A 14,618-nucleotide genomic window follows, 5' to 3' on the forward strand; every position below is an offset into this window, starting at 1 on the left:
TATCACCTCGGATTGGCTGGTGGCGATGTTGGAACGGCAGCCGAAGGAACGGCCCCAGGCTGTTTTAAATCGTCCAGTGACTCATTCTGACTTTCGGCGTTTTCATGCAGGATGGCCTGCTCCGCCTGCTGGTTCAGCACTAAAAGACTGATACGACGGTTGATGGCATCATCCGGCCCGCGGTCGGAAACGCGCATGGTTGCGGCCATGCCGACTACGCGCAGTACCTTGCCATCATCAAGCCCACCTACCACCAGCTCGCGACGCGAGGCGTTGGCACGATCGGCAGAAAGTTCCCAGTTGCTGTATCCCTTCTCCCCACTGGCGTACGGGAAATCGTCCGTGTGTCCTGACAGGCTGATTCGGTTAGGAATGCCGTTCAGCACCGGTGCAATGGCGCGCAGAATATCGCGCATGTACGGTTCAACTTCCGCACTCCCGGTTTTAAACATCGGGCGGTTCTGGCTGTCGATAATCTGGATACGCAGCCCTTCCTGCACCAGATCAATCTTCAGATGCGGTCGCAGCGCGCGCAGCTTCGGATCCGCTTCAATCAGCTGGTCGAGATCGCCACGCAGTTTCTTCAGGCGCGCCTGTTCCATCTTTCTCTTCAGCTCGTCGATGTTCGGCTCTTTTTTCACCTCACCCTTCTGCTGGGTGTAATCATCGCCGCCGCCCGGGATCGGGCTTTCGCTGTTAGAGATACGCGGTCCGCCAGCCACCGCCGTTGCCAGCGGCGTGCGGAAATACTCGGCAATCTGGATCAGTTCTTTTGGGCTGGAGATGGAGATCAGCCACATCACCAAAAAGAACGCCATCATTGCGGTCATAAAATCGGCGTACGCGATTTTCCACGAGCCGTGCGCGCCATGCCCACCGCCCTTGTGCTTGCGTTTTTTTACGATGACGATCGGATGGGACTGGTTTTTCATGCGTCCTCAGTTGTCGTCTGTTGGTTTGGGTTTTTCACCGCACGCACGTGTTCTTCAAGCTCGATAAACGACGGACGCTCGCTGGAGTAAAGCGTTTTACGGCCAAACTCAACCGCGATCGGTGGCGCATAACCGTTGAGGTTAGAGAGCAGCGTAATCTTCACGCACTGCATCATTTTGGTGGTTTCCGCGCTCTTCTGGCGCAGTACGCTGGCCAGCGGAGAGATAAAGCCATACGCCAGCAATATACCGAGGAAGGTTCCCACCATCGCATGGGCAATCAGCGCACCGAGCTCCGCTGCCGGACGGTCTGCTGATGCCAGCGCGTGAACCACCCCCATGACCGCGGCAACGATACCGAATGCCGGAAGCGAGTCGCCGACCAGCGCCAGGCTGTTGGCCGGTACTTCAGATTCGCTTTCATGGGTTTCAATTTCTTCATCCATCAGCGCTTCGATTTCGAAGGTGTTCATGTTGCCGCTGATGATCAGTCGCAGATAGTCGACGATGAAATCCAGCATCATGGCATCAGCAAGAATGCGCGGATAGCTGGCAAAAATTTCGCTCTCTTTCGGGTTTTCAATATCCCGCTCAAGCGAGAACATGCCCTGCTGACGCGACTTCGCCATCAGGCGATAGAGCAGTGCCAGCAGATCCATATACATGCTTTTGGTGTATTTCGAGCGACGGAACAGCAATGGAATTGCTTTCAGCGTGCCCTTGATCGATTTACCGTTGTTACCAACGATAAAAGCCCCTACCCCTGCGCCGCCGATGATAATAAGTTCAGCCGGTTGATAGAGTGCTCCAAGGTGCCCGCCGGTCATCATGTAACCGCCGAAAACTGTACCGAGAACTACCAGGTAACCTAATAAGATAAGCACGACATCATCCTTCCGCTAGTGACTATGGCAAGGACGTCCAGCTCGCAGCGTTGACCGTTTACGGGGTAAAAAAAAGCAGCGGTAATCGCTTACCGCTGCTGGAATCTTTCCCACACGTTCGGGTTAAACAGCTTGTTCGATCTGTTCATCCAGCAGTTGTGGAATAATATCGGCAGCATCCCGGGAAAGTTTACGTCTTTTTACTGCGCGGGATGGAGGCTGACATAAACTACAGGCGAAGCTGCCTGCAGGCTGATGAGCATGGGTAATAAAATTGCCGTTGCAGCAGTTGCAGCGCGACAGCTCAAGCATTCCGCTCTCAACAAAACGCACCAGCGTCCATGCGCGGGTCAGCGCCAGCAGAGGACCTTCTTCCTGCTGTGGGCATTGTTCAAGGTAAAGTTTGTAGGCTTTGATCACGGCGTCAACGCCGCTACACAAACCGGTTTTGAGAAGATACTGCCAGGCATTACAGAACATGGAAGCATGAATATTCTGCTCCCACGTCATAAACCAGTCGGTAGAAAACGGCAGCATGCCTTTCGGCGGGGGACTACCACGTAACTCTTTGTACAGTTTGATCAGACGGCCACGGCTCAACTGCGTCTCGCTTTCCAGCATTTGTAAACGAGCACCCAGTGTAATCAGCTCCATGGCTAACTGTATGTCACGCGCTTCCTGAACAATGCTTTTCTCGCTCATTGCTAGGCCCTTTTCTTACGGGCTACGTCATCAGGCTGGCTGATTTCGTTAAGCAAGCGAGTGGAAAGAAGAATACCGGTATGGATCTGTTGAAGATCGTCTACACGGGACTCCTGCGTCAGACGCGTTATTGTCTGTGAATCACCGAAACGGAACTGGCAAACCAGTTGATTCGTTTCAGCCAGTTTAACCATCTGCGGGAGGGTTAAGCCGCCCAGCATGGTTGCCATTTCTTCGTTAATACCCAGACGAAACATCGCGGACGCCTTGTCCTGACTAATCAAACGCTGCGCGAGCAGTAAATACGACAAATTGATGTCATAGATATGTTTTAGCAACTCGGATGTATGCATTGTTCCCATCCCGAATAACCAACTATTATTTTTATGCGGAAAGACCGCACCCCGTGATGTCGCCGGGAAATCACCCGGTATAAAAAAGAAAAGGCTAAATGCATAGTTGAATTTAGGTTTGTATTCATCGAAACGCGTAAGAGAGAAAACGCGAATGCGTCTCTTACATGTTTTATCATTTCTTACAAATAACTAAGATTTTTCCTAATTCGACGCAAACTCTACTCGTCAGTTTTGACACATACAATCCAGCCATCCTCAAATTTAAAAAAAATGTGATCCACGTCACACAATTTAAGTGAATATGACCCATAAATCCATCAGTATGACTTGTAATTTGTTCACTTATTGACCAATCAGCACTGTTTTGTATTCTTAATTGACGAATACTCATGCAGAAGGGGGATCAGAACTGGCATGCAATGTGCTTTTCCATCGGGGAGCGTGGCGCGGAAACATTTACATCAAACACCCCTTCGGGAAACATTTTTCTTACCGTGAAAAAACATAGAGTTATGCAGGGAGCCTAAAAAAGATGTTTCAGTCCGTGATCATTCGAAATGATTTTGTAACGCGTAAAAACGATTCAACAGTCAAGGCATAAATTTGTGTGATTTACGTTAAGTTGTTAATTTTTTTCATTTAGGCCCATTTTTCAGTTATTCTTCTTATAAGAATAATTAATGAATAATTATGATAAGCTTCACACTAATGTCGTAATCAGCCCTTGCAGAACCCGGAAATTCGCGGTAAAGGTGATCAAACGCTGTCAGTCAGACACCCAAGGAGTGCGCCATGAGTTACTCCCATCTACTTGTTTCTGTTGCTGTTTCCCCAGAAAGCCATCAACTCGTCGCCCGGGCGGTGTCCATTGCCAGACCCCACAATGCCCGCATCAGCCTCATCACGCTTGCGGCCGAACCGGAGATGTATAATCAGCTGGCTGCCCCTATGCTGGAGGATATTCGTGAGGTACTTCAGGAGGAAACGCAGCAATTCCTGCGCGAGCTGGTAGAAAAGGCAGATTATCCCGTCTTTGAGACCGTTATTGCGACAGGAGAACTTAATGCCCATATTCTCGATATGTGTCGTAAACAGAATATTGATTTAGTGATATGCGGGAATCATAACCACAGCTTTTTATCGCGCGCGGCCTGCGCGGCGAAATCTATTGTCGCGTCAAGCCAGGTTGATGTGCTGTTAGTACCGCTTGGGGGGCGTTAACCCCCCAGGGAAATATCAGGCAAGTTTAGGGAAGGTTGCGATCTTTTTTTGTAAATCGCCTTCATGGCTTTGTGGGGCGATATCGCGGAGATCCTGAATAAAACGCGCCTGCCAGTGGTTAATATCGTTTTTCCGGATCGTCTCCATCATTTCAGCATGGCGGGAAATACGCTCCGTGAGCGGCATGGTCAGCGCGCGGTTCAGGGCGTTAGCCACGTCATCGCGATCGTAAGGGTTCACAATCAGCGCCGACGTGAGCTCATTTGCGGCCCCGGCAAACTGGGAGAGCACCAGCACACCCGGATCGGCGGGGTCCTGCGCCGCCACGTATTCTTTCGCGACCAGGTTCATCCCGTCGCGCAGCGGCGTCACCAGGCCGACGTCCGCGTAGCGGAAGACCTTCATCAGGATCTTACGGTCAAAGTGCTGGTTCAGATAAAACAGCGGCGTCCAACCCAGTTGCCCGTAGCGGCCATTAATCCGCCCTGCTTCTGTCTCCAGCTGATGGCGAATGTCCTGATAGGCCTGAACCTCACCGCGCGACGTCGGCGCAATCTGGGTATAACGGATTTTACCGTGATGCTCCGGATATTTATCCAGCAGCGTTTCATATGCCAGGAAGCGCTCCGGTAGACCTTTGGAATAATCAAGACGCTCGACCGAGAAGATATTTTTCACGTGCTTGAGTTCATTCTTAAGCTGCGCAAGCTTTGGCGGCAGCGGGCCAGAGGCCTGCTCCGCGATTTCGTCAGGTTCAATCCCTATTGGATACACTTCGGTGTGGAACGTTTTTCCACACGCCGTATGGGTTTTCCCGCCTTTGGTCACCAGACGCGCTTTCCCTGACACGGAGTCAAGGAATGCCAGTCGGTCATTTTCCGTCTGGAAGCCCAGCAAATCGTAGTCACACAGCGCCTCCAGCAGCTCTTCATGCGGCGGCAGCGCGGTAAAAATTTCCGGCGTCGGGAACGGGATGTGCAGGAAGAAGCCAATCCGGTTATTCACTCCCCTCTTTCGCAGCTCTCTGGCGAACGGCAGCAGGTGATAATCGTGGATCCATAAAATATCGTCTTCTTCTATTAAAGGCAGCAGTTTATCCGCCAGCAGCGCATTCACGCGCGCGTAGCCTTCGAAGGATTCACGCTGGAATTTGACCAGGTCAAGACGATAGTGAAACGCCGGCCACAGGACGGCATTCGAGAACTGCGAGTAATACTCGTCGTAGTCTTTCTCTTTCAGTGCAAACGACGCCCACGTGATGTTCCCGCGCGTCACTTTTTTGAGCGGTTTCTCTTCTTCACTGATTTCTCCGCTCCAGCCAAACCACAGCCCGCCAGCGGCTTTCAAGGCACCTAACACCCCTACCGCCAGGCCACCCGCACTGGCTTTTTTATCATCAGGCGGTGCGATTCGGTTAGAGACGACGACTAAGCGACCCATAATGGTTTCCCCCTTTGTTTTGCGCTATTTGTTGTTGTTGCTGGTTAGCGATATCAGATACCCACTGCCAGACGCTGGCGACATCCGCCAGCCGCCATTCGGCGACAGTGTCACCAGGCCCTACCTTAACGGCGATCCCTCCGGCCTGATTAACCACACGGAACCCGGCCTCGTCGGTCAGGTCATCCCCAAAGAAAACAGGCGTCCGGCCCTTAAAAGGTGCCTCCGCCATAAATGCGGCGATGGCTGCGCCTTTATTAATCCCCTTAGGCTTTAACTCCACCACGCATTTGCCCGGCTGCAGCGCCAGCTGTGGATGTTCATCCGCAACCGTCTGCGCAAGCGCAAGCACGGCAGCTTCATGCTGCGGCGCCTGGCGATAATGCAGGGCAAAGGCCATGCCTTTGGCTTCCAGCTCGGTGCCAGGCAGGTCTGCCAGCGCAGCAGAGAGCTGCTTCTGGAGCGTTTGCGTGAGTGCGTCGGGGAGTGAAACGATATGCGTTTGATCATGGATGTCGCGGCGCTCCGCTCCGTGTACACCGGCCAGCGGAAAGTGGTATGGACTGGCGAGCAGATCCAGCTCGGCCATTGAGCGCCCTGAGATCAATGCCAGTGCTCCCTCATTCATGAGCGAGAGCTGATGCAAATCCTGTAACACCGCCTCCGGAATAGACACCTGATCGGGGTGCGGTTTTATCCCGGCGAGCGTGCCGTCGAGATCAAAAAAGAAAGCATAGTGTCCGGGCAGTACAGGCGGTGCGGTTAACAAGTCAGCCACCCTTTTCCTCCTTACGGTTGACCAGAGGCAAACGCCTTTACCTCTTTCATAGCCATGTAAGTATAGACAGTGTGACGTCGCTCGCCATTTGACAACCGCCCCGCCAATAAAACTGGCGGGGCGGTTAAGGGGTCAACTATGGTTATAAGTTGAGCAATAAAAGAGGTGCAAAACGGTTACACGGTACGCTTCGCTTTTTGCTTGTAACGGTCGAAAATCACCGCTGCCAGCAGGATCAGACCACGCACCACGTACTGCGAGAACGGCGAAATATTCAGCAGGTTCATGGCGTTCTCTACCGTCCCTAAAATCAGGATACCGGCCACCACATATGAGATTTTTCCGATGCCGCCCTTGAGGGAAACGCCCCCTAACACGCAGGCTGAAATAACGATCAGCTCATAACCGATAGAGGTCATTGGCTGGCCGCTGGTCATACGCGACGCCAGAATAATCCCCGCCGCGGCAGAAACCAGTCCTGAAAGCACAAAGATAATAATCTTGGTGCGCACCACCGGCACCCCGGCCAGACGGGCGGCCTCTTCATTACCGCCAATCGCCAGCGTATTACGACCAAAGGTGGTCCGGTTAAGCAGGAAGCCGAACAGGATCAGGCAGGCCACCGTCAGCCAGATAGGCGCAGGCAGACCCAGCCAGTTGGCGTACCCTAGCGTGAAGAAGCGTTCGTCTTCAATCCCTACCGCTTTACCGTCGGAAATGATATAGGCCAGCCCGCGGACAATTTGCATTGTCGCAAGCGTCGTGATCAGGGCGTTAATCTTCAGGCGCGCAATGACAAAACCGTTCACCAGACCGCTGATGACGCCGAGTAACAGACCAGCAAGGACGCCAATCCACAGGCTCTCCGTCATGTTGATCACCACGGCCGTCGTGACGCCTGCGCAGGCAATCACCGACGCCACCGACAGGTCAAAATCGCCGGAGGCCAGGCAGAACAGCATCCCGCAGGCCACCATCCCGGACATGGAGATGGCGAGACCCAGCCCCTTCATATTAATGAAGGTGGCAAAATTGGGAACAAAGATCGCGCAGGCGACGAACAGTGCGGCAAAGACCACCAGCATGCCGTACTGATCCCAGATACGCCCAACGCTCAACGCCGACTTCGACTTCGGCACTCCGGATGTAGTAACAGAGGACATCATTAACTCCTTACTCAGGCGACGGCCTGGCTAACTTTAGGCATGGCGAGGTTCAACGCCTGTTGTTCATTCGCCTGTTCATGAAGTAATTCGCCGGCAATTTCGCCTTCACGCATCACCACAATGCGGTCGGCCACGCCCAGCACCTCCGGCAGATCGCTGGAGGCGAAGAGCACCGCCACGCCGCGTTTTGCCAGCTCATAGATCACGTTATAAATCTCGTGTTTTGCCCCCACGTCGATACCGCGCGTCGGCTCATCCAGTAAGATGACCTTCATGTCCTCCGACAGCCAGCGGCCCAGAATGGCCTTCTGCTGGTTTCCGCCTGACAGATTCATGATCAGCTGTTCCGGACCCGGCGTTTTGATATTCAGTGAACGAATATGGTGGTCGGCATTACTCGACTCCCAGCTATCGTTTATCAGGCAACCTGCGCGAATAAACTTACGGCGGGCGGAAATATTGATGTTGTCGCGTACCGAGTGCACCGGAATAATGCCCTCTGCTTTCCGGTCTTCCGGACAGAGCATCATTCCCGCCCCGATCGCGTGGGCCGGTTTCTGAATGTCTACCCGCTCGCCGTCAATGGAGACCTGCCCATCGGTAATACGGGTACCGCCGAACAGCCCTTTCATCAATTCGCTACGCCCCGCGCCTACCAGACCAAACAGGCCGACGATTTCACCGCTGCGTACGGATAACGAAATCGGCGTTCTGACGCCCGGCGCTTTTACGCTATCGAGGCGCAGACGCTCAGGGCCGTACTGGCGAGGCTGCCAGTGATAGATATCACCCAGATCGCGTCCGACCATCGCCTGAACAAGCTGGTCATGGTTCACCTGCGCCATGTCGGTAAAGGTGCGCACATAGCGTCCATCTTTAAACACGGTGATGGCATCGCTGAGAGCAAATATCTCTTCCATGCGGTGCGAAACGTACAAAATCGTCCGGCCTTCCTGACGCAATTCGCGGATCACGCGGAACAGATTTTCGATTTCCCGCTTCGAGAGCGAACTGGTGGGTTCATCAAAGGCAATTATTCTGGCGTTACGCGCCAGCGCCTTGGCAATTTCAACCATCTGCCACTGGCCGATGGAGAGATATTTCAGCGGCGTCTGGGGATCGACGTCCAGCCCCAGGTGTTTTAGCTGCAGCCCCGCTTCATAATTAAGTAGCGAACGATTCACCACGCCGCCTTTGTGCGGGAGCTGTCCTAAATAGATGTTTTCCGCCACGGTCATCTCAGGGATGAGGTGCAGCTCCTGATAGATAATGGCCACCCCGGCATTGAGCGCCGCCGTGGTATCGGCAAAAGAGACCTCTTCGCCGCGGATCGCCAGCGTGCCGGTTGTTGGCGAGTAGTTGCCGCTGAGGATTTTCAACAGCGTGGATTTTCCCGCACCGTTTTCCCCCATCAGGGCGTGAACCTGGCCGGCATAGCAGTCGAAGCTGATATCGGTCAGCGCGTTCACACCGGGGAAGGTTTTCCCGATGCCGCGAAAAGAGAGATACGGATCAGACTGTCGCATAACGTCTCCGTGATTCCTGTAGTGTGTACGTCAGGCCCCTCATGCAGGATGAGGGGCACAATCACCGCGTATTACTTCCCGCCCAGTCCTTTTTTCGCCAGCTCCTCTTTGAAGTTGTCGCGGGTAATGAGCACCACGTCGGTCACTTCGGTAAATTTCGGCGGTTCAGCTCCTTTGGTGACCCAGTTGTAGAGCATCTCGCTGGATTTATAGCCGTGAACGTCCGGGCTTGGCAGCAGTGAGCCGTAGAAGCCGGTGGCCTGCGCTTTGGACAGCTCGCTGACGGCGTCAACGCCGTTGATGCCAATCCCGATCACGTCAGGTGCCTTGAAGCCCTGACCTTCCGTCGCGCGCACGCCGCCCAGCACGGTGTTGTCGTTCATGCCGACCACCAGCCAGTGTTTGACCTCCGGATGCTGAACCAGCATGGAGTTGGCGGCGTCGAAAGCGCCCGGGATATCGTTAGATTTGGTTGGGACTTTGTAGATTTGTTTTTCCGGGAAACCGGCCGCCTTCAGCGCGTCCATTGACCCGGTTGTACGACGACGCGCCGTGTCCAGCTCATCCGCTGTAATAGCCATCACTGCGGTCTCTTTGACGTCCCAGCCGCGTTTTTGCATCTCTTTATAGAGTTCCTGGCCCTGACGTTCGCCGATTTTTGTCGCGGCCATCATTACCAGCGGGACGCTGTCCATCGGCTTGCCTTTGGCGTTCACGAACTGATCGTCAACGGCAATGACCTTCATGTCGTAACCGCGGGCTTTTGCCGCGATGGCCGAGCCCAGCTTTGGATCCGGCGTACAGATAACGAAGCCTTTCGCACCGCTGGCCGCCAGGCTGTCGATGGCATTCAGGGTTTTCTCACCGTCAGGCACGGCGATTTTAATCACTTCAAAACCTAAATCTTTCCCGGCCTTATCGGCGAATTTCCACTCCGTCTGGAACCAGGGCTCTTCGGGCTGTTTTACCAAAAAACCGAGCTTTAAATTCTCAGCAATAGCGGATTGTGACATAACGGCAGCCAGACCGATGGCCGCCAGCGCTTTAGTAAATTTGTGCATGGTAAACTCCAGCTTTAGCTTTCTTTTCTGTAGGGAATATGTGCGTGCTTCTTATTTAATCGGACTTAAAACAAGGCATTAGCGCTTACCTCGTTATAAGCGTTATTGCTGGTGATAGTTTTAGCGGGAAATTAATCATCCATAAGAGAGCCCCATCACACCGCAGAATTACAGTAATTGCGTACATAAATTCAGCGAAAAATGACATAAAAAAGGCAGTATTTGTCAGACAAATGAAATGAGGGTAAGCAGGATTATCCATAAGATTAGCTAAGATATCCCTGATGCCCCGGATCGGGCACGAGAACGCCGGACGTCAGAAAAGTGCAGTATGTTTTCCATCAAAAATGCCACACGCACTGAAAATTATTTACTCCACAGAATTTGATTTAGCGCAATTTTATTAATGCACCTGATATACGGAATAATTAATCCCTGATTCATTTTTTTACGGAGCATTATTCCGGTTTAATATTCCCGAAAGAGTAACAGCATATCTCTTCGATAAAAAATGTTGATTATCAGAGGATTATCTAAACACTGATCTATGGCGAGCTAATTGTATTTCTGTACTATATTAAAGTTTGTAATGTATGGTAAACACAGCCAATTTAAGAGTTTTCTTAGACCAAAGACAAGGGTATGCTTATTTATATCGAACACAGGAAGTGAATTTCGGTCGACTTCGTTTACTGCAGAAAGCGTATTTCTGCTCTTTTTCTTCGTACTTGCCTGGTGCTCAGGTTAAGCAACGGACATCACGTCCCACCGTCAATAAGGATATGAGTATGGCTACCCAAACGATGATGCAAAAACTTAACGCGCAGATGAACCTTGAGTTCTACGCCTCCAACCTGCACCTTCACTTAAGTGCCTGGTGCGCTGAGAATAGCCTCACGGGCTCTGCCACCTTCTTTCGCTCTCAGGCACAAAGTAACGTCACCCATATGATGCGCGTTTTTAACTTCCTGAAAGCTGCAGGGGCAAACCCTGTCGTTAAAGCCCTTGATGGGATAAACGAGAGCTACTCTTGTCTGGAAGAACTGTTTCAGAAAACGCTTGAAGAGTATGAACAACGCTGCAGCACCCTCAACAAACTGGCCGATGAAGCCAAAGCGCAGCAGGACATTACGACGCTCAGATTCTTACGCGATATGGATAAAGAGCAGCAGCAGGATGGCCTGCTGCTGAAGACGCTGGCGGATGAGCTGCATAACGCGCAGCAGGCAGGCTTATGTCCTGAGCAAACCGACCGTCACCTGCTCGACATTGTGGCGGTGCAGCACCACTGAGTTTTTGGCCTGCTTCCGTCCCGGGGAGCAGGTCCCCTTCCCCTCTCCAACCTTCTGCTTTTGCTGAAATTTAACAAATCAGATCTGGCTCCCAATGATTAACCACACAACGTGTGATGATTTATTTAATTACATAATCATTGACGAGGGAGCATCATGATCACCATTGAGTTTGTTGTCATTCTCCTCTGCCTGCTGACGGGTACGCGTTTCGGCGGTATGGGGCTTGGGTTAATCAGCGGTATTGGTCTTTTTATTTTATGTTTCGTCTTTGGTCTGCAGCCGGGTAAACCGCCGGTTGACGTCATGCTGACCATCCTCGCGGTGATTGGCTGTGCCGCTACCCTGCAAACGGCGGGCGGTCTCAACGTCATGATGCAGTTTGCGGAACGTCTGCTGCGCAAACACCCGCAGCACATCACCCTGCTCGCTCCGTTTACCACCTGGATGCTGACCTTTCTGTGCGGCACCGGCCATGTGGTCTACACCATGTTCCCGATTATTGCGGATATCGCCCTGAAAAAAGGGATCCGCCCGGAGCGCCCTATGGCCGTGGCATCGGTCGCGTCGCAGATGGCGATCACGGCCTCCCCCGTTTCCGTTGCCGTCGTGTCGCTGGTGTCCATCCTGGCGGCCCAGCATGGGATCGGCCACGCGTGGGGAATTCTGGAAATTCTCGCCGTGTCGGTTCCCGCTTCACTTTTCGGCGTGGCTATTGCTGCACTGTGGAGTTTACGGCGCGGGAAAGATTTGGCGGACGACATGGAGTTTCAGGAAAAGCTAAAAGATCCTAAGCAGCGCGAGTTTATCTACGGCGGAACAGAGACGTTAATGAATCAGCGTTTCCCAAAACAGGCCTACTGGTCCACGTGGATTTTCTTTGCCGGCATTGCCGTGGTCGTTCTGCTGGGGGCCTTCCCTGAGCTGCGCCCCGCCTTTGAACTGAAAGGCAAAATGACGGCGCTGTCGATGAACCTTGTCATCCAGATGATGATGCTAATTGCGGGTGCCGTGATGCTGATGGCCTGTAAGGTCAATGCCTCCGCGATTTCCAACGGCGCGGTGTTCAAGGCCGGTATGGTTGCGATCTTCTCGGTATTCGGCGTGGCGTGGATGAGCGATACCTTTTTCCAGGCGCATCTCGACGAGTTAAAGCTGGCCCTGGAAGGCGTGGTGAAAAGCCACCCGTGGACATATGCGATTGTGCTGTTTCTGGTGTCAAAACTGGTGAACAGCCAGGCGGCGGCGCTGACGGCGGTGGCGCCGATGGGGTTGATGTTGGGCATCGACCCGAAAATGCTGATCGCCTTTTTCCCGGCGTCCTACGGCTATTTTGTCCTGCCGACCTATCCCAGCGATTTGGCCTGCATCGGCTTTGACCGGTCAGGCACGACCCGCATCGGTAAATTTATCATCAACCACAGCTTTATTTTGCCAGGGCTGATTGGGGTAAGCTGCGCGTGTGCCGCGAGCTACCTGCTGGTCCAGACGTTCTTCTGATAACATCAAAGGGCGACGCACTCCGTCGCCCATTTCCCTGCGTCAGTGGGACTCACCCTGCGGCGTGAATCGCAGCTCGATCAGCGCGATGGCTTTCTGGATCGCACGAAGCGTTACCGGGTCAGCGGCAGCAGGATGGCTGGCGAAATCGATGTTTTTCAGCTGGGTAGACATCTTCTCGCGCACTTCAACCGGCGCAATCACGTCCAGAACATCCAGGATTTGTTTGATAACCAACTGGCAGGCGACAACGTCAGAGACCAGTTCCTGATCGGCGCTCAGGTTTTGTGACATGGGGTTTCTCCTTATTTAAAGGCCGCCATAGTATCAAAACACGCCCCCTGACATCTTCCCTTCAACGTCTGCAGGTATAAAAAAACCTGCCGAAGCAGGTTTTTTTTATCAGAACATGGCGCCCGGCGGCACGTCTTTGAACGTGCGGCAGTAATTGGCCCACATACTTTTCAGGATTTTGCGCAGTTTCACAGTGATGCTCCATCAACTTGTTATACAACTTTATCGTCAATGCGCCTATAATATGACCACCATCACAAAAATCAATGCTTTTGTGATAGAAATCACAATTTAATCAGAATGGGGTCTGATCGCGTTCACCATCGACCCGTTGCGAAGAGTGAGGGCAGATTGTCCGGCTATTCCAGCCATTGCGGCGGGCATCTGCGGGTACGATAACGTATTTCCATCCACTCAGAGCGAACCATGAAAAGAGTCATTGTAGCCGGCACACTCCTCCTGCTCGCGGGGTGCAGCATTAACCGCCAGGCTGAAGTCAGCAGCCTCGATGCGCCGAACGGCATCGTCCGCCTTAACTACGGTCAGGCAGCGCTGCAAAATGCGTATTCCGATGAGTATGTGAATAACGGTACGGCGGCAAAAGCGTGTCAGAGCATGGGGTACGCCACTGCCTCAGCCTATGGTCAGCCCATTAAAACCTGCACCCTCATTAGCGGCTCGTTGTGTCTGAACGAGAGCGTGACTATCCAGTATAAATGTATGGGTTATGCCGTTAACCCTAAGTCAAACAATCCGTGGTATTAATCCAGACTGCCAGCGCAGGCTGGCAGTTTATTTCATTACGAACAAAAACAATTCTCATTAATAAATGATAAAATCGCCAATGCGTTTTATTCCCATCCGTATTTTAAATAAATAAAATAAATATTTTACGTTTTGCAAATAATTAAATAACAAATTATAGTGTCGCTCATTGTGAACCAGAAATAATAACCCGGAGCGCCACCATGCTGAAAACTGAAATGATCGACAAGCTCAACGCACAAATGAATCTTGAGCTGTATTCATCCCTTCTCTACCAGCAGATGAGCGCCTGGTGCAGTTATCACAGCTTCGAAGGCGCTGCCGCGTTTCTGCGTCGTCACGCGCAGGAAGAGATGACGCACATGCAGCGTCTGTTTGATTATCTGACGGATACCGGCAGCCTGCCGCGCATTGAAACCGTGGCATCTCCATTTGCTGAATATAATTCTCTCGATGAACTGTTCCGCGCCACCTACGAGCACGAGCAGCTGATCACCCAGAAAATTAACGAACTGGTTCATGCCGCGATGACCAGCCAGGATTATCCAACCTTCAATTTCCTGCAGTGGTATGTCGCCGAACAGCATGAAGAAGAGAAGCTGTTTAAATCCGTGCTGGATAAATTATCTCTGGTGGGGAAATCAGGCGAAGGTCTTTACTTTATTGATAAAGAACTTTCCACGCTGGATACGCAGAATTAA

The 14,618-nt window shown here is 52.4% G+C and carries 16 protein-coding genes; 5 read left to right on the forward strand and 11 right to left on the reverse strand.

From position 1 onward, the window contains the following. Positions 1-2: 2 nt before the first annotated feature. From motB to flhD, 4 genes are all read right to left on the reverse strand, one after another. Positions 3-932 (reverse strand): flagellar motor protein MotB, encoded by a 930-nt coding sequence (motB, locus tag ACEPLT_RS13915; RefSeq protein WP_032658606.1) that lies wholly within the window; start codon positions 930-932, stop codon positions 3-5. Continuing rightward, entirely contained in the window at positions 929-1,816 is an 888-nt protein-coding gene (gene motA / locus ACEPLT_RS13920; RefSeq protein WP_008500417.1) for a flagellar motor stator protein MotA, read from the reverse strand. The genes motB and motA overlap by 4 nt, the downstream gene beginning before the upstream one ends. Before the next feature lie 123 nt (positions 1,817-1,939). Beyond that, a complete protein-coding gene (gene flhC / locus ACEPLT_RS13925) occupies positions 1,940-2,518 on the reverse strand; it encodes a flagellar transcriptional regulator FlhC (RefSeq protein ID WP_008500416.1) in 579 nt (192 codons plus the stop codon). Between the two features lie 2 nt (positions 2,519-2,520). Continuing rightward, positions 2,521-2,871 carry a flagellar transcriptional regulator FlhD gene (gene flhD / locus ACEPLT_RS13930; RefSeq protein ID WP_232928670.1) on the reverse strand — a complete coding sequence of 117 codons (351 nt, stop codon included), beginning with the start codon at positions 2,869-2,871 and terminating at the stop codon, positions 2,521-2,523. 795 nt (positions 2,872-3,666) lie between these two features. Between flhD and uspC the strand changes: the two genes are divergently transcribed. Beyond that, complete coding sequence (gene uspC, locus ACEPLT_RS13935) at positions 3,667-4,095, forward strand: universal stress protein UspC (protein ID WP_045908186.1); 429 nt, start codon at positions 3,667-3,669, stop codon at positions 4,093-4,095. A 15-nt stretch (positions 4,096-4,110) separates the two neighbouring features. Here uspC and otsA read toward each other — a convergent pair whose 3' ends face one another. The 5 genes from otsA to araF all read right to left on the reverse strand — a co-directional run bounded on the left by otsA (position 4,111) and on the right by araF (position 10,066). After that, the gene (otsA, locus tag ACEPLT_RS13940; protein ID WP_232928673.1) at positions 4,111-5,535 is read right to left on the reverse strand and encodes an alpha,alpha-trehalose-phosphate synthase; all 1,425 of its coding nucleotides are present in this window, start codon (positions 5,533-5,535) and stop codon (positions 4,111-4,113) included. Beyond that, positions 5,510-6,313 carry a trehalose-phosphatase gene (gene otsB / locus ACEPLT_RS13945; protein WP_045908184.1) on the reverse strand — a complete coding sequence of 268 codons (804 nt, stop codon included), beginning with the start codon at positions 6,311-6,313 and terminating at the stop codon, positions 5,510-5,512. Before otsB ends, otsA begins: the two co-directional genes overlap by 26 nt. Before the next feature lie 176 nt (positions 6,314-6,489). Further along, positions 6,490-7,479, reverse strand: coding sequence for an L-arabinose ABC transporter permease AraH (araH, locus tag ACEPLT_RS13950; RefSeq protein WP_175430159.1), 990 nt, complete (start codon positions 7,477-7,479; stop codon positions 6,490-6,492). An 11-nt stretch (positions 7,480-7,490) separates the two neighbouring features. Beyond that, entirely contained in the window at positions 7,491-9,005 is a 1,515-nt protein-coding gene (araG, locus tag ACEPLT_RS13955) for an L-arabinose ABC transporter ATP-binding protein AraG (RefSeq protein ID WP_008500410.1), read from the reverse strand. Between the two features lie 71 nt (positions 9,006-9,076). Continuing rightward, positions 9,077-10,066, reverse strand: coding sequence for an arabinose ABC transporter substrate-binding protein AraF (gene araF, locus ACEPLT_RS13960; protein ID WP_008500409.1), 990 nt, complete (start codon positions 10,064-10,066; stop codon positions 9,077-9,079). 788 nt (positions 10,067-10,854) lie between these two features. Between araF and ACEPLT_RS13965 the strand changes: the two genes are divergently transcribed. Continuing rightward, on the forward strand, positions 10,855-11,358 hold the full coding sequence (locus ACEPLT_RS13965; RefSeq protein ID WP_008500408.1) for a non-heme ferritin-like protein: 504 nt from the start codon (positions 10,855-10,857) through the stop codon (positions 11,356-11,358). Positions 11,359-11,514: 156 nt separating this feature from the next. Continuing rightward, on the forward strand, positions 11,515-12,858 hold the full coding sequence (locus tag ACEPLT_RS13970) for an anaerobic C4-dicarboxylate transporter (protein ID WP_008500406.1): 1,344 nt from the start codon (positions 11,515-11,517) through the stop codon (positions 12,856-12,858). A 42-nt stretch (positions 12,859-12,900) separates the two neighbouring features. Here ACEPLT_RS13970 and ACEPLT_RS13975 read toward each other — a convergent pair whose 3' ends face one another. Then, a complete protein-coding gene (locus ACEPLT_RS13975; RefSeq protein ID WP_008500405.1) occupies positions 12,901-13,152 on the reverse strand; it encodes a DUF2766 family protein in 252 nt (83 codons plus the stop codon). 108 nt (positions 13,153-13,260) lie between these two features. Then, on the reverse strand, positions 13,261-13,344 hold the full coding sequence (azuC, locus tag ACEPLT_RS13980; protein WP_014884364.1) for a stress response protein AzuC: 84 nt from the start codon (positions 13,342-13,344) through the stop codon (positions 13,261-13,263). A 234-nt stretch (positions 13,345-13,578) separates the two neighbouring features. On the opposite strand from azuC, the gene yecR reads away from it, so the two are divergent. Next, a complete protein-coding gene (gene yecR, locus ACEPLT_RS13985; RefSeq protein ID WP_021240460.1) occupies positions 13,579-13,917 on the forward strand; it encodes a YecR family lipoprotein in 339 nt (112 codons plus the stop codon). A gap of 203 nt (positions 13,918-14,120) precedes the next feature. Then, on the forward strand, positions 14,121-14,618 hold the full coding sequence (gene ftnA, locus ACEPLT_RS13990; RefSeq protein WP_008500403.1) for a non-heme ferritin: 498 nt from the start codon (positions 14,121-14,123) through the stop codon (positions 14,616-14,618).

The organism is Enterobacter sp. fkY84-1, assembly GCF_052974705.1.

What these genes read in the sequence shown, in the direction of transcription:
- araH (WP_175430159.1), bottom strand. Translation starts at nt 7,479, where the DNA reads ATGATGTCCTCTGTTACTACATCCGGAGTGCCGAAGTCGAAGTCGGCG.
- ftnA (WP_008500403.1), top strand. Translation starts at nt 14,121, where the DNA reads ATGCTGAAAACTGAAATGATCGACAAGCTCAACGCACAAATGAATCTT.
- uspC (WP_045908186.1), top strand. Translation starts at nt 3,667, where the DNA reads ATGAGTTACTCCCATCTACTTGTTTCTGTTGCTGTTTCCCCAGAAAGC.
- motB (WP_032658606.1), bottom strand. Translation starts at nt 932, where the DNA reads ATGAAAAACCAGTCCCATCCGATCGTCATCGTAAAAAAACGCAAGCAC.
- araG (WP_008500410.1), bottom strand. Translation starts at nt 9,005, where the DNA reads ATGCGACAGTCTGATCCGTATCTCTCTTTTCGCGGCATCGGGAAAACC.
- yecR (WP_021240460.1), top strand. Translation starts at nt 13,579, where the DNA reads ATGAAAAGAGTCATTGTAGCCGGCACACTCCTCCTGCTCGCGGGGTGC.
- ACEPLT_RS13965 (WP_008500408.1), top strand. Translation starts at nt 10,855, where the DNA reads ATGGCTACCCAAACGATGATGCAAAAACTTAACGCGCAGATGAACCTT.
- ACEPLT_RS13970 (WP_008500406.1), top strand. Translation starts at nt 11,515, where the DNA reads ATGATCACCATTGAGTTTGTTGTCATTCTCCTCTGCCTGCTGACGGGT.
- otsA (WP_232928673.1), bottom strand. Translation starts at nt 5,535, where the DNA reads ATGGGTCGCTTAGTCGTCGTCTCTAACCGAATCGCACCGCCTGATGAT.
- araF (WP_008500409.1), bottom strand. Translation starts at nt 10,066, where the DNA reads ATGCACAAATTTACTAAAGCGCTGGCGGCCATCGGTCTGGCTGCCGTT.
- flhC (WP_008500416.1), bottom strand. Translation starts at nt 2,518, where the DNA reads ATGAGCGAGAAAAGCATTGTTCAGGAAGCGCGTGACATACAGTTAGCC.
- ACEPLT_RS13975 (WP_008500405.1), bottom strand. Translation starts at nt 13,152, where the DNA reads ATGTCACAAAACCTGAGCGCCGATCAGGAACTGGTCTCTGACGTTGTC.
- flhD (WP_232928670.1), bottom strand. Translation starts at nt 2,871, where the DNA reads ATGCATACATCCGAGTTGCTAAAACATATCTATGACATCAATTTGTCG.